The 18,831-nt window shown below is 55.7% G+C and carries 14 protein-coding genes; 4 read left to right on the top strand and 10 right to left on the bottom strand.

What is annotated here, in order from left to right:
* Positions 1–4: 4 nt before the first annotated feature.
* The gene (locus BM046_RS14730) at positions 5–916 is read right to left on the bottom strand and encodes a helix-turn-helix domain-containing protein (protein ID WP_090540818.1); all 912 of its coding nucleotides are present in this window, start codon (positions 914–916) and stop codon (positions 5–7) included.
* 232 nt (positions 917–1,148) lie between these two features.
* Between BM046_RS14730 and BM046_RS14725 the strand changes: the two genes are divergently transcribed.
* Positions 1,149–1,556, top strand: coding sequence for a VOC family protein (locus BM046_RS14725; protein ID WP_074779682.1), 408 nt, complete (start codon positions 1,149–1,151; stop codon positions 1,554–1,556).
* A gap of 5 nt (positions 1,557–1,561) precedes the next feature.
* On the opposite strand, the gene BM046_RS14720 is transcribed toward BM046_RS14725, so the two are convergent.
* Positions 1,562–2,341, bottom strand: a complete 780-nt coding sequence (locus BM046_RS14720) for an SDR family oxidoreductase (protein ID WP_090540816.1) — start codon at positions 2,339–2,341, stop codon at positions 1,562–1,564.
* Between the two features lie 118 nt (positions 2,342–2,459).
* On the opposite strand from BM046_RS14720, the gene BM046_RS14715 reads away from it, so the two are divergent.
* Positions 2,460–3,110, top strand: coding sequence for a TetR/AcrR family transcriptional regulator (locus BM046_RS14715; RefSeq protein WP_090540814.1), 651 nt, complete (start codon positions 2,460–2,462; stop codon positions 3,108–3,110).
* 46 nt (positions 3,111–3,156) lie between these two features.
* On the opposite strand, the gene BM046_RS14710 is transcribed toward BM046_RS14715, so the two are convergent.
* The 7 genes from BM046_RS14710 to BM046_RS14680 form a co-directional block, all read right to left on the bottom strand.
* A complete protein-coding gene (locus BM046_RS14710) occupies positions 3,157–3,990 on the bottom strand; it encodes an SDR family NAD(P)-dependent oxidoreductase (RefSeq protein ID WP_090540812.1) in 834 nt (277 codons plus the stop codon).
* A 37-nt stretch (positions 3,991–4,027) separates the two neighbouring features.
* Positions 4,028–4,840, bottom strand: a complete 813-nt coding sequence (locus tag BM046_RS14705; protein WP_090540810.1) for an enoyl-CoA hydratase/isomerase family protein — start codon at positions 4,838–4,840, stop codon at positions 4,028–4,030.
* Between the two features lies 1 nt (position 4,841).
* Complete coding sequence (locus BM046_RS14700) at positions 4,842–5,807, bottom strand: VOC family protein (protein WP_090540859.1); 966 nt, start codon at positions 5,805–5,807, stop codon at positions 4,842–4,844.
* Between the two features lie 75 nt (positions 5,808–5,882).
* Complete coding sequence (locus BM046_RS14695) at positions 5,883–8,402, bottom strand: efflux RND transporter permease subunit (protein ID WP_218150048.1); 2,520 nt, start codon at positions 8,400–8,402, stop codon at positions 5,883–5,885.
* A gap of 167 nt (positions 8,403–8,569) precedes the next feature.
* Complete coding sequence (locus tag BM046_RS14690) at positions 8,570–9,718, bottom strand: WD40/YVTN/BNR-like repeat-containing protein (RefSeq protein ID WP_090540806.1); 1,149 nt, start codon at positions 9,716–9,718, stop codon at positions 8,570–8,572.
* Positions 9,719–9,829: 111 nt separating this feature from the next.
* Positions 9,830–11,194 carry a DUF1329 domain-containing protein gene (locus BM046_RS14685; RefSeq protein ID WP_090540804.1) on the bottom strand — a complete coding sequence of 455 codons (1,365 nt, stop codon included), beginning with the start codon at positions 11,192–11,194 and terminating at the stop codon, positions 9,830–9,832.
* 24 nt (positions 11,195–11,218) lie between these two features.
* On the bottom strand, positions 11,219–12,871 hold the full coding sequence (locus tag BM046_RS14680; RefSeq protein WP_090540802.1) for a DUF1302 domain-containing protein: 1,653 nt from the start codon (positions 12,869–12,871) through the stop codon (positions 11,219–11,221).
* A gap of 442 nt (positions 12,872–13,313) precedes the next feature.
* On the opposite strand from BM046_RS14680, the gene BM046_RS14675 reads away from it, so the two are divergent.
* Entirely contained in the window at positions 13,314–14,168 is an 855-nt protein-coding gene (locus tag BM046_RS14675; RefSeq protein ID WP_090540800.1) for an SDR family oxidoreductase, read from the top strand.
* Positions 14,169–14,210: 42 nt separating this feature from the next.
* On the opposite strand, the gene BM046_RS14670 is transcribed toward BM046_RS14675, so the two are convergent.
* The gene (locus tag BM046_RS14670; RefSeq protein WP_177197883.1) at positions 14,211–15,119 is read right to left on the bottom strand and encodes a LysR family transcriptional regulator; all 909 of its coding nucleotides are present in this window, start codon (positions 15,117–15,119) and stop codon (positions 14,211–14,213) included.
* 130 nt (positions 15,120–15,249) lie between these two features.
* Between BM046_RS14670 and BM046_RS14665 the strand changes: the two genes are divergently transcribed.
* Positions 15,250–18,813 carry an indolepyruvate ferredoxin oxidoreductase family protein gene (locus BM046_RS14665; protein ID WP_090540796.1) on the top strand — a complete coding sequence of 1,188 codons (3,564 nt, stop codon included), beginning with the start codon at positions 15,250–15,252 and terminating at the stop codon, positions 18,811–18,813.
* Positions 18,814–18,831: the final 18 nt, after the last annotated feature.

The raw sequence follows: 18,831 nt of genomic DNA, 5'->3' as shown, positions 1-18,831 counted from the left end.
CAGTTCAAGGGTTAACGCCACGCATCTGCTGACGAAATGCCTCGGGCGTCATACCCACCTCTTTGCGGAACGCCGCCGCAAAGGAGGCGGGGTTCTGGAATCCGGTCTGGTAGGACACCTGCTTGATCAACATCTTGTGGTTCAGCAGCAACGATTTTGCCTTGTGAATTCGGGTCTGGGCCACATATTTACGCAGTGTCAATCCGGTGGTGTTCTTGAACAACATGGATAGTTTTCGCGGGGGCATGTCGCACGCCTGGGCGAGTTGCCTGACCGAATGACCCATTTCTGGATTGGCATCGAGCATCTCTCGCAATTGCCTGATCTGCTGCAAGCTGAGTTTGCCGCGACACTCGTCGGACTTCCTCGGATCGATAAACTGCCTGTGCAGTTCCATCGCAATGCCGGTCAGCAGACACTCTATATGCAGTTGGCTGGCAAAGCCCGGCGCAGCGACTTCCTGCGCCAGACGCTCCATGGACGCCTGCAGATAGTTGCTCTTCAAATTCAACATGCCGTCATTGAGGCAGTCTTCCCAGCACCACTCAATGCCCGCCAACGGGGCCAGAACGCCGGGATCGAACAGGCAGATCATCGATTTATACTGGGACACTCCGTGGTAAAATTGGAACTCAGTCCCCGGCGGGAGAAACAGCACCTGGCCTAGCGACTGGAAGTCACTATTCCGACCAGAAAAGCGCCCCTTGTTATCTGAATGTATCGCTTTTCGAGTGGCCGCTTTGGGCAACACGAGACGCAGCAGGCAGCTGTTCTTAGCTTCTATGACTGCAGTTCCTGCACTTGACCACTGCGCGCTCTGGATTTGAATATCAAAACCATCATCGACCAAGCGGGACTCGGTGCTAAACTCACCAACACTGGACGGGTTATACTCAAGATATTTTACTGAATACATTGTTGCGACCTTCAGCGATTATTATTGTGGACACTGAACGTTGCCTAACATTGGGTTTCATTATTTGTCACTGTTCAGTATAGTATTCGCCCGCTGTGTGCCAATTACTAAATCCCTTTAGCTGGTATTCAAAAAAGCGATACCTGTGACCAGTTCTTTATTGTTGTCCCTACGCCGCTTATGCACTTTTAATGAGTTCCACGCATTCACTCGCACTCACTCAGGAGCCTCCATGACACTTCGAATGGATCATTTCACCATTGTTACCGACCAACTGGAGGCCACCCGCCAGTTTTACGTGGACCTTCTCGGACTCGAAGTCGGCCCCCGGCCACCATTCCCAGTGGATGGCCTGTGGCTGTATGCCGACTCCCATCCCATGCTGCATGTCATTTCAGTGGAACAGATGCCCGAGCCACGCCGCGGTGTGCTCGATCACATGGCTTTTTTTTCCTCTGGTCTGGGTTCGATGCTCGACAAGCTCGATGACCACAACGTCCGTTACCGCATCATCCGCGCCCCCGGAGAGAACCGAACCTGGCAGGTATTTTTCAAGGATCCGAATGACGTCGAGGTCGAGCTCGACTTCGCCGCCGAGGAAACGCCACCTGCCGACTGGAAGCAACGCAGCAAACGCTGAGTAGGTCAGATCAAGCCGGCGTAGGCGCCGCCATCCAGTTGCAGGTTCTGCCCGGTGATATAGCCAGCCTGGGCTGAACAGAGGAACGCGCAGGCCATGGCGAGCTCTTCAGGTGTACCGAATCGTCTGGCCGGGACAGGTCTGAGCATCTCGGCTCTCGCCTCATCCAGACTGATGCTCCTGTGCTTTGCCAACTGACCGGTCATGTAGGTCAGCCGGTCGGTCGCAATGCGTTCAGGCAAAAGATTATTGACCGTGACATTGTCGCGAATGACTTCCACGGACAGCGCCTTTGAGAAGGCGGTGAGACCAGCCCTGGCTGCTGTCGAGAGGCCCATCGGCAAACGCGGAGACTTGACCATGGCGGAGGTGATATTGACGATACGACCAAAACGCCGCTCGCGCATTCCATCAACCACGGCCTGGATCAACAAGATGGCGCTGAGCATGTTGGCTTCCAGTGCCTGTTGCCAGCATTCGAGATCCCAGTCCTGAAATTTCCCCGGTGCTGGACCACCGTTATTGGTGACCAGAATATCCGGAGCAGGACAGGCCGCAAGGAGCTTCTCCCGGCCAACGCTGGTGTTGAGATCCGCTACCACCTGCACTACCTCACGCCCCGTGCAGTCGCGAATCGCCATCGCAGCCTCATTCAAGCTACCGGGATCACGCCCGTTGATGAAGACCTCGCACCCTTCAGCAGCCAAGGCGATGGCACAGGCTCTACCCAAGCCCCGCGAAGAAGCACAGACGAGCGCTTTACGATTGGCAATATTCAGATCCATATTTACTCTCCCCCCTGTCGAGTGCCGCAAGGCTCAGCCTCATTACAGCGAGGCCGTAATCCTCTATCCTGTAGACACTTACACTGAAACTTTCCCATGAAACCGGAGACGGAATACGATGAACAAGCCGTCAACCCGAGCGGAACCTAGCAAGCGCAACACCATGAATCGGCTGCTGGCTGCCGGCAGAAAGATCTTTGCCCTGAAAGGTCTTGCAGGCGCCCGGGTAGAAGATATCGCCCGCGAAGCCAAGGTGACCAAACAGTTGGTCTATCATTATTACGGTTCCAAGGAAGTCTTGTTTTCAACCGTCCTGGATGACGCATCGCAGCAGATCATGCAGGAACTGATCGCGCTTGATATCGATGATCTGCCGCCGGAAGAAGCGCTGCGAAGTTTGCTCTATTGCTGTTTTGACCAGTATATGAAAGATCCACACCTAGGCGCGCTGGCCCTGGAGGGTATTCGTTTTCATAACGCGTCGGAGACCAGAAGCAACAGTTTTACCAGTGAATCCCCAGCGCTTGTCGTCAAGTTCTCAGCAATTCTGAAGCGTGGAATGGAGACTGGTGTGTTCAGGCAGGGTATTGATGCCCGACTGCTTCTGGCGAGTTCCGCGCTGCTGATGTCGGGGGGGTTCACCAACCATTACACCATGTCAGTTCTCGTCGGGTTTGACACCACCTCGGAGGACGGCATGCGAATCTGGCGCGAACACTCGGCCAACCTCATTCTGGCCAGCATCATGCAGCAGCCTGTACGCCTGTAGCCCACTTCAGGCGTACAGGCGTATCAACCAAAGCAGCGCCCCCTTGTTACATCCCGGTACGACCTTCCGACTGCTCGAAGAAAGCACGCATCGCCACCAGCGAAGGGGTATGACTGCCAAAGCCACCGTCTGCTACCAGGGTGGTTCCGGTCACGAAGGATGACTCATCGCAGGCAAGAAACGCTACCACATCAGCAATCTGCCGCGGGGTTCCCAGTTCAGGGGTCAGGTGATTGTCGCGCAGAATACTGAGCAACTCCGGGGGCATGGAGCTGTGGGCATTTTCTGCAGGTGCCAAGCCAATCTGAACCGCATTTCCACGCACACCCAGCTTGCCATACTGGGCCGCTACCAGCTTGGGCAACATGTTCAGCGCTGCCTTGGTTGTCGCGTAGCCCGTCAGGGACAGATCTCCCTGGGCGCCCAGTCCAGAGGTGGCGAAGATTACCGAGCCTTTGCCCTGTTTCAGCATCACTGGGATGACATGCTTGGAACACAGCACGGCACCGCGCAAATTGACTGCGACGGCGCGATCAAAGGCATCCATGTCCAGATTGCAGATATCGCGATCCTTCTGGCGCTGGCTCACGTCCAGAACAGCAGCATTATTATGCAGCACGTCGATGCGGCCAAATCGGCTCATCACCTGTTCTACCATTGCCTTGACGTCGTCTTCGCTGGATACGTCGGTGCGCAAGGCAATGGCCTGACCACCGGCTGATTCGATCTCTGCCGCGACACTTTCCGCCGCTTGCTGATTGATATCGACGATCGCAACTGCTGCGCCATGGGAGGCTAGCACCCGTGCGCACTCAGCGCCCAGACCGCCTCCCGCACCGGTGATGATTGCTACACGATCCTTGAGCTTGTCTGTTGTCATTTTATTGTTCTCTTATCTTTATACGAGATGATCCGCTTCACTCACCAGCGAACTGCGGCGTCCGACGCTCGGCAAAGGCCAGCGCAGCCTCCTTGGCGTCCTTGGTGGTGGCCAGCAACGAGAAAAGATCCAGCTCGAGATCAAGGCCCTTCTTCAATTCGACTTCCAAGGCTGCGCGCGCTGCTCTTTTTGCATACACCGAGGCCATAGGTGATTTGCCAGCGATCTGCAACGCCAGCGCTGATACTTCCTCGATCAGGGTCTCGGGGCTTTTAGCGACACGGGATACCAGCCCGATCTGCCGTGCCCTTTCAGCATCCAGACGTTCGCCCGTAAGAAGCAGATCCAACGCATGACCCGGCGTTACCACTCGACACAATCGCTGCGTTCCGCCGCCGCCGGGAATCAATCCCAGACCGGTTTCCGGCAACGCGAACACCGCATCGGGCGACGCGAAACGGATATCACAGGCTAGCGCGAGTTCGAGGCCGCCACCCATGCAGTATCCGTGAATTGCGACGATGACCGGTTTACTTACCGCATCAATCGTCTCGATCCAGCGAGTATTCTCCATACGTTTGCGCACTTGAATGGAAGTCTCGGGCGCACGCTTTTCCTTGATGTCTGCCCCGGCGCAAAACCCTCGCTCGCCTTCGCCGCGAATCACTATGACGTGAATTCCGGGGTCATTCTCCAGGCGCTCGAGAGCCGCTGGTACACCTGCGCGGATAGCGTCGTTGATGGCGTTGATCTGACCAGGACGGGTAAGTATTACCCATCCGACAGGCCCGTTACAGTGCATCTGAACTGCTTCGTTGATTATTACAGGCAGGCTTTCTTTAGTGCTCATGTCAACATTCCTCGAACTCGAACAACTGCCCTCTGAGTTCAGAAGGGTCAACCCTGATCAATGACTTCCCACCCACCGCATCGCAGGAGTCAATCCAGCTGAATGCCGTGCCGCGGGCCCGGAGGTCTTCGGCCTTGGCAGCCAGATCATTCACTGCAATACGAATGTAGTAAGGTCCCGGCCCCCAGTTGTTGAGATACAGTCCCGCGTCGCTGTTCCAGCGAGTCGCTTCAATGATGTCCAGCGTGGCGCTGTTCTCCAGGGTAAAGCCCATACGTGCGCGACGGTATCCTTCGCCCTCGATAAGCTCAACGGGGCCCGAGGGCTCCCAGTCGAGATTGGTAGAGCAACGACGAAGTGTCTCGTCAAGGTCGCGCACCAAGTAGCCACGAGCAGAAACACGCACCATGTCGCCAGGCTTGGAATCACGGGGCTGCGGAGCGGGAACCGAGAAGGTTTCAGCTGGCATCTGCAGCGGTTCCATGGGCATGATTTCTATGCACAAGCCACCATCGACGATGGGGTCATAGAACGGTTTCTCAGGTGAGGCACCGAGCCACAGACGGTCAAACGGCATGTCGGGAGTGCGCTGCGCCATGCGGAATGGAAGCCGCCTGCGCATCAACTTGCTGACTAACGCGTCAAACTTGTCACCATGCAGCGAAAGCACAATAGAGTGAGTAAGCATGGGACGGTGGCGGCCCTGATACTCCTTCAGACTTTCTAGAAAATCATGAAACATCGGATCCCCGGGGTTCGGACGATCAAGATGCCATTGCGGCTCTACGCGCGTCGGTGAAACCGCCAGGGACTTGTGGACACGCAGAAAATGAGCAATGTACGGATGGTCATCGAACGCCTGGCGCCAGCGCTCGTGTTTATATATCCCCAGCTTGTCGACCAGCAACTCGGTCATGCCATCTGGGTCTGGCACCATCATGTCGGCGCTCATCAGCAAATCGAACATCTTTATCTCCATTTCTTGCGGGAAAGCCAATAAAACCTGTGATTGGGTTGAAAGCGTCATCCCTGACGCAGGCGCTCAATGGGCGCCCACCAGCTGCTGCTTCCTATCGTGCGTCGCCTCGGATGAAGACGGTTCGACGGGTGCTTCGACTGGTGACGTTACTCCACCACCTTTTCCGGTCCGAGTTCCTACATCCTTGAGCATGAAGTGCGAGAGCGCGGGAATCAGAATCAGGGCGCCCACCATGTTCCACAGGAACATGAAGGTCAGCAGAATGCCCATGTCAGCCTGGAATTTGATGGGGGACCAGGCCCAGGTGACAACCCCTGCTGCCATGGTCAAACCAATCAGCGCCACCACTTTCCCAGTGAAATCCAGCGAGCGACGGTAGGCTGCAGCCAACGACTCGCCGCGGGCCTGAACGGTCAGTTGAACACTGAGTAGATAGAGCGCGTAATCGACCCCCACACCGACGCCTACCGCCATGACCGGAAGGGTGGCAACCTTGAGACCGATACCGAGCCAGACCATCAGTGCCTTACAGATGATGGTGGTCATGATCAGCGGGATAAGCGCAACCAGGGTCGCACGGATGCTGCGGAAGGCGATGAGACACAACAACGCAGTGGCGCCGTATACAGCGAAATACATGACCATGATGCCACGGCGAACTTCGATGTTGGTTGCCGCCTCGATACCTGCGTTACCCGCTGCCAGCAGGAATTCTACCGACTGTTCGGCACCAGGCCCAGTATTGTATTGCCCTGCAAAGTCCTCGACCTCATTCAGCACCCGCGTCAGCGTATCGGCCTTGTGATCGGTCAGATAAGCAATCAGGGGGGTGACTGAACAGTTCTGATTGGTAATACCTGGCGAGGAAATCATCGCGGCATCGACCGACGCATTGGTAATCGCCTGATCTCGACTGATGGTCAGCCATTTGGCGCTGCCTTCAGCCATGCCTGAGGTCATGAAACGGACAGTGTCAGCCAGTGAGGTGGTAGTCTGCACCCCTTCGGTCTGGCGCAGGCGCCAGGCAAGCTTGTCCATGGTCTGCAGTGGCCCAAAGAAACGACACCCATCGGGATCGGTCTTCATGATGACCACGAATTGATCGCTGGACAGACCATAGTTGGCCGTGATGAAAGCATTGTCCGTATTGTAGCGGGAGTCTGGACGCAGCTCCGGCGCACCTGGATCGAGATCACCTATTTTCAAATCAAGCATTACAACAGAGCTGACTGCCGTGACCAGCACCGAAACGCTTATCGCAATGATTGACCACTTGCGTTCGGTGAATCTGTTCAGGCCCTGCCATACCCTGCCTTGCCAGTTACGGTTCTGCTGTACTTTCTTGTCTTTTTCGATGGCAATCCGTGCCGCTTTCTTGCTGACGCCTATGTAAGACAAGGCAACCGGAATCAAGATGAGTTTGGTGAAGACCAGGACAGAAACACCGATACTGGTCGTCAGCGCCAAGTCCCGGATAACCGGAATGTCGATTATGGCCAGAACAGCGAACCCCACCACATTGACGAGCAGCGCTGTCAACCCAGCTAAAAACAACCGTCGGAAGGTGTAACGTGCAGCGACATACTTATGGGTCCCGCGGCCGATATCCTGGAGTACCCCGTTCATTTTCTGGGTGCCGTGGGACAGGCCTATCGAGAAGATCAGGAAGGGTACCAGAATGGAATAGGGATCCAGCTCATAGCCGAGCAACTGCATCAGCCCGAGAAGCCAGACAACCCCCGTGACTGCTATGCTCACCAGCAAGACGGTACTGCGGACGCAGTGGGTATACAGATACACGAAGAGGGCGGCCACTAATACGGATATACCGAAAAACACCATTACCGCCTGAAGTCCTTCGATCAGATCGCCGACCAGTTTGCTGAAACCGACGATATGAATCCCCACACTGTCGCTTTCAAATGACCGAATTTTCTCCTCTAACTGTTTCGAGAACTCACTGTAATCCAAGGGCTCGCCGGTCTGCGGATGGGTTTCCAACAGAGGCGCCACGATCATGCTGGATCTTGAGTCATTCGCGACCAGGCTACCCGACAACCCAGCACGCGTGATATTGCGTCTCAGCGCGCCGATACTGGCTTCGCTACCATCGTAATCAGACGGCATAACCGCACCGCCGCTGATGCCTTCTTCAGTGACTTCCCGCCACCGTACGATAGGCATCCACAGGGATCGCATCCAGGACCGGTCAATGCCGGGGATCAAATAAAGCGTGTCATTTACGTCCTGCAGCACCTGCAGATATTCCGGGTCATATATATCGCCCTTCTTGTTGCTGACCACCACGCGAATGTTATTACCCAGGCCTGGGAGTTCGTTCTTGTGTTCGAGGTAGTTCTGGATATAGGGATTATTAACCGGAATCATGCGTTCGAAACTGGCATTGACATCCAGCTTCGTAGCAAAGCTGCCCAGCACAATGGTTATCAGAAGACAACTCAGGAGAACCAGCATCCGATTATGAAAAACAATGCGCTCTAACAGGCCACCCGAACTTTTGTCGAAGTCTTGTAGGTCACGTACTACCGGCATCCCGTTATTGTTATTACTCAATTTGACCATTTCTTTCTCCAAAGGCCCTAGTGCACATACAAGACATGTAGCGTCAGTGCGTCCCGGATGAAAACTTCATTCATACCAATAAGCGTTCCTGAGCCAGCCACCCTGTTCTCTTGATAAAGAGGGTAGGCGGCGTGGTACTACCATAAATTACCTGATACCAGCATTAACTAATTGAGTTTGCTGATATCTATCTTTCGGACGCCGGAGAATTGAGTAACCATCAACTCTCTTGAACCGTCCACCATAGCCGCAGAGGACACCTCTCCGCTGAAGGGCACTTCCAGTCTGGCCGTTTCGAGATTACGGGAATCGAGTCGTATCAACTCTCCGCGCTGACTAACCAATATAAAGTGGTTAGGGCCGTCTTCCAGGCAATCCACCAGACTGGCCTGCTGTTGAGTGTCCACTCGATCCCAGCTCAGACCCTCATTTCGGCTGACATACAAATTGCCCCGCAGACCGTACGCCATGACCAGACTGTCACCTACGTGCACTCCAAAAAAAGTGCCGGCATAGGGCGTTTCTACCCGAACGAAACGACCCAGCCCCCGATCCAACCGCATGACCAGACCCTGTTCACCGCTTATGTAGGCTTGCTCACCGTGCATATCGATACTATACAAATGCATGCGCCGCTCGTTTTCGGTGCGCTCGATCCATGGCTGCCACGTCATACCGTCATCAATGGTGTGTAGCAGCATGCCAAAAGCACCCAGCAGAAAGCCTTCTCCGTTGTCGTTGATGAACACATCCAGAAAAGGCGTGGCCATGACATCGGAATCGGACGAGGTGCTCAGAGCCAGATCCACTTCTCCCAGTAGGCTTTCAGCTTCATACTCATCGATGCCAGCAGCGGTGGAGTAGTACTCTCTCAACAGCGTCACCAAGCTACGACCGTCCAACCGAACTTCCCACGATTTGCCGCCATCAGTTGTGGCGAGCAGAACGGAATCATGCCCGACAGCCCAGCCATGCAGCTCATCACGAAAACGTACCTGAACGAGATCACTGGCCACGGGACTGGTGGAGGGGCTCCAGCTGTTACCGCCATCGCTGGAAATCATGATCAATCCACGCAGCCCCACACTGACAAGATTGCCACCGGCCTGCGCTATTGCCACAGCGGGCTGGGGACGGCTCAGATCCTGAATGATGGAAGGCTGCTCAAGCGGATCATGGAGACCGCGTGAAGACTCGCTTTTTGTTTCGGAGGCCAGGACTGAAAAGGAACCCAACCCAAGACACAGGAAGCAGGCAACTGCCAGAGAGATCGATCTCTTGGTTGGGGAAGATTCCAACCAGCAGGATATAGTCATTATTCTTACCCTCAATAATCCAGACGCGTCTTGGGTTTGAACAGCGTCGCCAGATGGCGACAGCTGTTCCCGGTAGCGCTCCCCCTGGGGACCGCACCATAACTGCTTGGGTTACCGCACGCTTTCTCGAGAAACGATGGCTTCAGGATTCAGCTCACGCTCGGACCGAGGTGATTCGAGCACTTTGTAGCCACCGGCCAGAGCATCATTGATCAAGCCATACATGCCTCGATTGAAGTCATAAATGACATGTTTGACGATGTAGGGAATATCGTGATCATAGAGCTGAACACCACCCAGCATCATGGATCGATAAAGCTGACCACTCTGATCCCAAGCGTCATACAGACCGGCGCCATAGGTGTCTTCATCGAGGTAGTAGGTTCGTTTGCTGTAGACATGACGACGACCTTCTTTCAGCGTCGCTTCCACTTCCCAGACGCGGTGCAGCTCCCAGCGTTCACACTCTGGATTCAGATGTGATGCCATCAGCTGAGTATCGGCATTGCAGTCAAAATACAGCTCGTAGTTGTTGTACGGGATATACATCTCTTTCTTGCCGACCAATTTGAAGTCGAAGCGATCCTGCATACCCGAGAACATGAACAGCTCATCGAACAACTCGATCCCGCCCATGCTGGCAACCGGTGTGTCATAGGTAAACTCTGGAGCCAGTTTCACCCGGCGCTGACCTGGGGTATAGCTCCAAGCGCGCCGAGGTCTGCTGGTCGGATCTAGAAAATCCGTATAGCCGGTCATTTCACCAGCTCGACGGGCTGGTTCCTTGGTGACCGAGTACACCCGCGTGTACATCTGCTCGTCACGACCGGGCACATCCATCTGGTAGAACGGCCGCTCGACAAAGGTTGCCTGTTCCGACGCCTTGGTTACCGAGCCATTTGACGCGACGATCCAGCTGTTCGACGACGAGGTGGTAGTGCCAAACTTTCCGTCGTTGTAGCGCACCTGCTGGTTCCACATAACCTCATTCCCCGTCTTCGGGATCGGGAAAGGGACTCCACCCCGGCAGGCGGGATCAAGAGCGAGCCCGTCCTTGAGGGTGGAGCATTCGGTTGCGTTGCGAACAGATGCGTCTAGAACTTCCTGCGGCAGAGCTGCGGTGCGGTGTGTCGGAAAGATATCCATATAATACTCAGGATTTCTCTTCAACAGCTCAATCTGGCCCTCGCTCAGCTTGTCCGCATGTTGAGCATAATTGCTGGCATCAATGCGAAAAAGAGGTTGCTCGTCCTTGAACGGGTTCACCCAGTAACCACTGCCCGGCTCGAAGCCAGCAGGTGCCTCGCGCAGCCCACCCTCGAAGGCAGGAATGGTTCCCGCCTCATTTCCGGCCTGAACAGCACCGGTCAAGGTCAGCGACTTGCCGAGCTCAGCTACTTCTTCGGGCGTTGCGATAGCCATCACACAGGCTGAAATTCCACTCAAGGCTATGCCTAAAGCGAGTTGGAGTTTCATAGACATTCTCCGCTCTTATGCTTATTAAAACGAGGTTCGGTAAGTAAAAGAGACCCAACCCCGGTCGGTACCCCCTGCGCTGGTCATTCTATCGCCGTTGGCATTCAGGGTGTGTTTTTCATCCGCGGATGTGTCCGCATAACGCAGTGTGAACTCATGACGTTGCTGGTAGGTCATTTTTGCGCCCACCGACCACGACAGCGCACCTTCCGATCCGCCGCCGGCAGTGGCAGCATTACCATACAGGCCATAGTTTACGGTAAAGGGAACATCCAGATCCCACGATGGGAAGATCGACAGGTACTGAGGTGTATAGTTGACAGCCACCGCCGAATAGTTGCGCGTGGAACAACCATCTCTCTTGCCGCCGGGAGCGTCCGAATCACGTAAATCCGTACAGGCATCATATCCCCTTCCCTTGTAGAGCTCTTCATGCTTGGTGACCTTGTCCAGATGACTGAATGCCACTTCAGCCACAAGCGTGGAGTTATCAGCCAACCAGTAGCGCGGTACGCCATAGACCGCATTGAGCACCATATGAAAGGAATCACCGCGCGGCCCCTGATCATCTAACGAGCTCACTCCAGTCGCGTTCAACGCACCATTTTTGCGGTAGGAGATCTCGGCACCAATCGCTGCCGATCGGTAGTTGGTGGCGTAGCTCAGGCCATAGAGCTTAACGTTGCGCGGGTATACCAAGCGGTACTGCATATTGGCCATATCGATCTGTGGTGCCAACCAAGCCTGGTAATCATCAAATTCCCGGTAATAAGCACCAATGGTGGTGCCTGTACTCTGAATATCGTAACGGGCCATTACACCCCAGTTGGCCGAATCCCGGCCGAACTTGGAGTCGGCACGATCCATCAATGCACCGCCGCCTACTGCCATCCGGTCAGGTCCTTCGAAGAAAGGGTCGGCAGCGCCAAAAAAGGTCCCCCCATACGGCATGCGCGTATGATCCCATTCGTAAAAATATTGGCCCGAGACGGAAAGGGCGTCTGTCAGCTGCACTTTTGCGGAAACTTGTCCAATTGGCAGAAAGACCTCTTTGGTCTCGATGCCCGGACTGGTTACCGCTTTAACTGCATCCGTAGGGGCTTGCGAATAAGCGATGGCGTGAGCACCGAATAGCAGACCTTCCCCCCAGTAATTCGTGTGCTTACCGACCTTAACGTTGACCGGCGCATTACCGATGTGGAAGTTGGCCCATACAAAAGCGTCGAGAATTTCACCGGAGGGGCCGTAGACGTAGCGCTCGACTTCAGAGCTATAGCGGTCCCCGCGGTAGCTGGTCGGATAGCCCGGAACATTGCTTTCGACGGAGCGGTCGCTGTATGCGTCGTCATACCAGCCAGCAGCACTGACCCGCGCACCGAAATGCCATTTATAAGCCAGATCGACTTCAGTCAACACATCAAGACGATTTGTAACGATATCGCCCCGGTCAAATTTTCCGCTGGACTCGTCAAAATTCGGGTTGTTGAGAATATCACTGTCTGGTTTGTCTGTGCGGATGCCCAGGTTGTAGCGAACGGTGTTATCCCAGCGCAAACGGATGTCAGGATTACCCAGATCTATCTGCATGGCAGATACATTTCCTGTTGCTGCCACGACAGCAAGAGCCAGAGCGCTGCGAGCCAGGGTGCTTCGCCCAAGTTTGTTTTTAACGTTCATCGGTCTTCCTTTGTTTTTATTTTCAATGGCTTATGAAACCTTCTGCGTTTGCTGCAGTGCCGCTTCCCGATCTCTCCATCATGTGTCCATCGGCTTAAATCCGTTGCGTCCTGTTCAGCGCTTTTTATCCTAACCTAAGAACCTTCATGATTCCACATCAAGATTTCAATTCTCTATACAGACTGACAGGTAGCCGGTTTCTTTGCTTCCAGAACCTCACCCCTACTCGCTGAATCACTCGAAGCGGGTGCACAAACCTCGGCTGCTGGTTTGCCAACCGCCTTTAAGTAAACATAACATAGAGTTCTGTTCAATTTATGTCTTACTTTTTTGGTTTATCACAATCGAACGAGAGTCATCTCAGCCGATAGAAGCCTCAGAAGCGGGGCTTATAAGCAATTCAGCTGCCATTCCGGCTTACATGCATCATCAAGGAGAATGTATGAATATTGATCTTAGCGACAAACGCGTGATTGTCACTGGCGCATCGCGCGGGATCGGCAAGGCAATTGCCACCGCCTTTGCAGCGGAGGGTGCTCGCGTCGCGATCTGCGCCAGAAATCTGCAGGCAGTCACTGCTACAGGGCAGGAACTGGAAGCTAGCGCGAGCGCCGTCATTGCCCGCTCGGTGGATGTGACAGATACCACTTCGGTGAACGCTTTCGTTGCTGAGGTCACGGAAGCCTGGGGCGGGGTAGATGTATTGGTCAACAATGCTGGCCAGGGCAAGGGTGGCAACCTGGACACGCTGACGGCCGAGGCCATTCTTGAGCATGCCAACGTACTGCAGATGGGTCACTTTCGTTTTGTTCAGGCTGTTGTACCCTTCATGCGCAAGCAGCGCTGGGGCAGGATCATCGAGATCAATGCGCTGGCGGGCGTGATCCCCACGCCAGAAGGCATTCCATCAGTGATCAATCGAGCCTCCTGTGTAGCCCTGTCAAAGTCGCTCGGCATGTCGCTGCCCAAAGACAACATACTGGTCAACTCGTTGAATATGGGCTGGATTGATACCGGTCAGTGGGATCGACACTTCAGGGAGATGGGGCCGGGGGTAACCCGAGAGGAATTCGACGAGATGGTCATGAAGGTAGTCCCGCTCGGGCGCTACGGCCGACCTGAAGACGTGGCCGGCATGGCGCTGTTTCTCGCCAGTGATTACGCGAGTTTTATCAGCGGTGCCTCTATCGATATTGCCGGCGGTATGGGTGGGCAGATTGCCTACTTCCCTACATTAAAGCGCGATTTCGCCGAATCCATTCGGCAGCGAAGGGAAAACTTCTCGCGAACGGAGTGAGCACTTGATCGAATAAGGTGTCGCTGGCGGGACACTGCCTTCTCAGGATCCGCAAGCATGAATGAGGAATTGCTGAAAGGCGCTGGCAGCTTCGTTCAGGCTTGCGCCTTCACGCCACAGCAGGCCCAGCTCCATGGGTGGCACGGCGTCGGTAAGCGGGCGGATTTCAATCTTCTTGCCCTCCAATGACCAGGCACGATAAAGCATGTCCGATAGAATCGTAACCCCAAAACCGTGGGCCACCAGCCCACGGAGCGACTCCATGGAAGAGGTGCGAAAGGCCACTTGCGGCTTCAGGTTCTGGCTATGCCAATAGCGCAGAGCCGATATTTCGCCTTCATCGACCGTGGGCATGATATAGGCGTGCTCAGCGACATCTTTCAAAGTGATGGAGTTCGATTGCATCAACGGATGGGTGGAAGCCAACCACAATTGCCGACGCGATCTGATCAGCACGCTGTGCTCCAGGCCGCTGAGATCGCTGGCGTTGGATATTACCGTCAGACCCACGTCCAGCTCACCCGAAGTGACGGCGGCCTCGATGCTACTCCGCTCCATATCAATCAGATCAATCTCGACATCCGGATAATTACGCTTGAACCGCGCCAGCAGGTTCGGCAGGAAGTAACCCAACACAGTGTAAGAGGCCCCTACCCTCACCACCCCGCTGGTTGCATGACTGAGAAAGAACGGCTCGCTAAGAGCATCCTGCAACGTATCAAGAATATGACTTGCATGCTGCAAAAACTTGTTGCCCTCCGCCGTGAGGCTAACGCCGTAGGGCATCCGTTCGAACAGCTTCACGCCGAGGCGCTCTTCCAACTGCATGACCGCGGCAGTGATCGCAGACTGCGACACATGCACCTTGCTAGCCGCTTGGGAGAATTGGCCGGTCTTCGCCGCCGCAACGAAGTATCGCAACTGGCGCATCGAAATATCATTCTTTGTCATCTGTTTTCCCAATACCTTCGTCCAGTTTTTATAATTTTACGATATCAGACGATCTTCATATACTCCAGTCAATCCGCACTACCGTGCATTGCAGTAGCCATAAACAGAACAAGATAGGTAATGATCAGCCATGGGAACGTCCCTCTCGCTTGACGACAAGTATACGCAGATAAGCGGCTACCAATTGATGACCGGAGTCCAGGCACTGGTCCGGTTGCCGCTTATGCAACGCCAGCGGGACCTGGCTGCGGGACTGAATACCGCGGGCTTTATATCCGGCTATCGTGGCTCGCCTCTGGGCGGTTTCGATCAGCATCTGTGGCGCGCACGGGAATACCTGAAAGCGAGCCACACCCATTTCCAGCCAGGCGTTAACGAAGAGCTGGCCGCCACGTCCATCTGGGGCACCCAGCAGGTCAACATATTTGAAGGCGCCACCTATGACGGCGTATTCGGCATGTGGTACGGCAAGGGGCCAGGCGTTGATCGCTCTGGAGACGTCTTCCGGCATGCCAATGCGGCCGGCACGTCGAAGTTCGGTGGTGTATTGGCCGTTGCCGGTGACGACCACGGTGCCCGTTCCTCTTCATTGCCCCACCAGACAGAACATATATTCAAAGCTGTGATGATGCCGGTGCTGGCACCTTCCGGCGTGCAAGAATATCTGGATTACGGTATCCACGGCTGGGCGATGTCCCGTTACTCCGGTTGCTGGGTGGCGCTGAAAGCCGTCGCCGATACCGTTGAGAGCGCAGCGATTGTCGATATCGATCCGTTCCGCGTCGAGTCGATCATTCCCGACTTCCAGATTCCCGAAGGCGGCCTGAACATCCGCTGGCCCGATCCGCCGCTGGCCCAGGAACAGCGCCTGCTCGAACACAAGCTGTATGCCGCCCTGGCCTATGCCCGCGCCAACCGTATCGACCGCGTGGTCATGGACTCATCCAACGCCCGGATCGGCATCATCACCGCAGGCAAATCCTACCTGGACGTATGCCAGGCGCTGGAGATGCTCGGCATCGATGCAGAGCAGGTTCAGCAGATGGGTCTGCGCGTTTATAAAGTGGGCATGGTCTGGCCCCTCGAAGCCGAAGGCGTGCGCCATTTCGCCGAAGGCCTGGAAGAGATCATTGTGGTGGAAGAAAAACGCCACATGATCGAATACCAGATGAAGGAAGAGCTGTATAACTGGCGTGAGGACGTGCGGCCACGCATCGTCGGTAAGTTCGACGACAAGGGCGAGTGGAGCATGCCCCACACTGATTGGCTGCTGCCGGCTATCAGTGAGCTGACGCCGGCGCATATCGCCCGCGCCCTGGCCAAGCGGATCCTGCGCCTGCGTCCGAACGACAGATTGCAAAACCGTCTTGAGGAGCTCGAAGCACAGCTCAACACCAAGAACGTGCTGGGCACGCTGATGGACCGGGTGCCTCATTACTGTTCGGGCTGCCCACACAATATCTCTACCAAGGTGCCGGAAGGCAGCCGGGCGCTGGCGGGTATCGGCTGTCACTACATGGCCGCATGGATCTATCCGCAAACCCAGACGTTCAGCCAGATGGGCGGCGAAGGCGTAGCCTGGATCGGCCAGGCGCCGTTTACCACTACCAAGCACGTTTTCGCCAATCTGGGCGACGGCACCTACTTCCATTCCGGCATCCTGGCAATACGCGCAGCAGTCGCTGCCAAGGTGCGGATTACCTACAAGATCCTGTACAACGATGCCGTAGCCATGACCGGCGGGCAGCCGGTCGACGGCACTCTGACAGTGCCGCAGATCACCCAGCAACTGGCCGCCGAGGGAGTCAAGCGTATTGCCGTAGTGACCGACGAGCCGGAAAAATACGAATCGGTGAAGAGTCTGGCCGACGGCGTACCAGTGCTGCACCGCGACGAGATGGAAAAGCTGCAGAAGGAACTGCGCGAATTCGACGGCGTGTCCGCCATCGTCTACGACCAGACCTGCGCTGCCGAAAAGCGCCGCCGCCGCAAGCGCGGCAAGTTCCCTGATCCGGCGCGCCGAGTGGTGATCAACCAAGCGGTTTGCGAAGGTTGCGGTGATTGCAGCAGCAAATCCAACTGCATGTCAGTGGTAACCGTCGATACCGAATTCGGCCAGAAGCGCAGCATCGACCAGTCATCCTGCAACAAGGATTTCTCCTGCCTGTCCGGCTTTTGCCCGAGCTTCGTAACCGTGGAAGGCGGCGCATTGCGCAAGGCCAAGGGGCTGGGCAACACCGGCGCCGATGATTGGCATCTGCCAACGCCCCCCCTGGCCGCACTGGATCAGCCCTACAACATTCTGGTCACCGGCGTAGGCGGAACCGGCGTGGTGACCATCGGCGCGCTGCTGGGGATGGCCGCGTACATCGAGGGAAAAGGCGTGCTGACCCTGGATATGGCCGGCATGGCGCAGAAAGGCGGCGCCGTGTGGTCGCATATCCGCATCGCCGCCGAGCAATCACAGCTGCATGCACCGCGCATTGCCGCTGGCGAAGCCAGTCTGTTACTGGGTTGCGATCTGGTGGTCAGCGCCAACAACGAGACCCTGGAGAAGCTCCGCCACGGCGTTACCCATGCCGTGGTGAATTCGGATGAAAGCATCACCAGCGAGTTCGTGCGCACCTTTGCCATGCAGGCCGAGAGCGGTAATCTCGAAGCCTATCCCGATCCCAAGTTCCGCACCCAGGCCATGTTGGCACAGATTGCCGAAGCGGTTGGCGAGGGCCAGTCCAGTTTCCTGGATGCCAGTCGTATCGCCACGGTGCTGATGGGCGACTCGATTGCCACCAACACCTTTATGCTCGGCTTCGCCTATCAGAGGGGCTGGCTGCCGGTGGCCCAAGAATCGCTGGTGCAGGCCATCGAACTGAACGGGACGGCCGTCGAGTTCAACCTTAAAGCATTCGATTGGGGCCGCCGCGCCGCCGCTGATTTGCCACGCCTGCGCAGCCTGATCGACAGCAATAGCAGCAAAGCCGCAGCGCAACCGCTGTCACAAAATCTGGATGAGGTCATTCAGCGCCGTATCGCCACTCTGACCGAGTATCAGAACGCCAAACTGGCTGAAAAATACCGCGCCCGCGTGCAGCAATTCCGCGACGCTGAAACGCGGATCGCTGGCGAGCCGGGCAAGCTGACCGAGACCGTCGCACGTAACTACTTCAAGGTGCTGGCTACAAAAGACGAGTACGAAGTGGCACGGCTATTTACCAACGGCGATTTCATGAAGAAGATCGAATCCCAGTTCGAGGGCAACTATAAGCTCAACTTCCACCTGGCTCCGCCCATAATGAACAATGCCAAGCCAGGCGAAGAGCCCAAAAAGCGCAGTTTCGGCCCCTGGATGATGCGCAGCTTCAAGTTGTTGGCACGGATGAAGTTCCTGCGTAATTCGGTCATTGATCCCTTTGGCTATACCGCCGAGCGCAAGACAGAACGCGAATGGCTGGCAACCTACGAAGGCATTCTTGACGAGGTGCTGGGCAGGCTGACCGCAGAAAAAATGCAGACAGCCATAGAGCTTGCAAACTTGCCGGACATCGTCCGTGGCTATGGCCCGGTCAAGGAACGTTTCCTGAAACAGGCCCACATTCAGCATGCCAGGCTGCTATCGGCATGGCGTAACGAGCGCAAAACGGAGTTTCATGACGCCACCGCCAAGGATGCGCGCATCCAGGCCACGCAGCTATAAACATAAGAACAGGAGATA

Source organism: Halopseudomonas formosensis (genome assembly GCF_900115905.1).
In the GTDB taxonomy this organism is placed as follows: Bacteria; Pseudomonadota; Gammaproteobacteria; order Pseudomonadales; family Pseudomonadaceae; genus Halopseudomonas; species Halopseudomonas formosensis.
The sequence above is the reverse complement of the archived record's forward strand: the minus strand, read 5'-3'. Positions and strand labels throughout refer to the sequence as shown.

Bases quoted from the DNA above. Each gene is read 5' to 3' on its own strand.
- BM046_RS14680 (WP_090540802.1), bottom strand. From the start codon at position 12,871: ATGAACGTTAAAAACAAACTTGGGCGAAGCACCCTGGCTCGCAGCGCT.
- BM046_RS14720 (WP_090540816.1), bottom strand. From the start codon at position 2,341: ATGGATCTGAATATTGCCAATCGTAAAGCGCTCGTCTGTGCTTCTTCG.
- BM046_RS14685 (WP_090540804.1), bottom strand. From the start codon at position 11,194: ATGAAACTCCAACTCGCTTTAGGCATAGCCTTGAGTGGAATTTCAGCC.
- BM046_RS14700 (WP_090540859.1), bottom strand. From the start codon at position 5,807: ATGTTCGATTTGCTGATGAGCGCCGACATGATGGTGCCAGACCCAGAT.
- BM046_RS14730 (WP_090540818.1), bottom strand. From the start codon at position 916: ATGTATTCAGTAAAATATCTTGAGTATAACCCGTCCAGTGTTGGTGAG.
- BM046_RS14710 (WP_090540812.1), bottom strand. From the start codon at position 3,990: ATGACAACAGACAAGCTCAAGGATCGTGTAGCAATCATCACCGGTGCG.
- BM046_RS14725 (WP_074779682.1), top strand. From the start codon at position 1,149: ATGACACTTCGAATGGATCATTTCACCATTGTTACCGACCAACTGGAG.
- BM046_RS14675 (WP_090540800.1), top strand. From the start codon at position 13,314: ATGAATATTGATCTTAGCGACAAACGCGTGATTGTCACTGGCGCATCG.
- BM046_RS14690 (WP_090540806.1), bottom strand. From the start codon at position 9,718: ATGACTATATCCTGCTGGTTGGAATCTTCCCCAACCAAGAGATCGATC.
- BM046_RS14665 (WP_090540796.1), top strand. From the start codon at position 15,250: ATGGGAACGTCCCTCTCGCTTGACGACAAGTATACGCAGATAAGCGGC.
- BM046_RS14695 (WP_218150048.1), bottom strand. From the start codon at position 8,402: ATGGTCAAATTGAGTAATAACAATAACGGGATGCCGGTAGTACGTGAC.
- BM046_RS14705 (WP_090540810.1), bottom strand. From the start codon at position 4,840: ATGAGCACTAAAGAAAGCCTGCCTGTAATAATCAACGAAGCAGTTCAG.
- BM046_RS14670 (WP_177197883.1), bottom strand. From the start codon at position 15,119: ATGACAAAGAATGATATTTCGATGCGCCAGTTGCGATACTTCGTTGCG.
- BM046_RS14715 (WP_090540814.1), top strand. From the start codon at position 2,460: ATGAACAAGCCGTCAACCCGAGCGGAACCTAGCAAGCGCAACACCATG.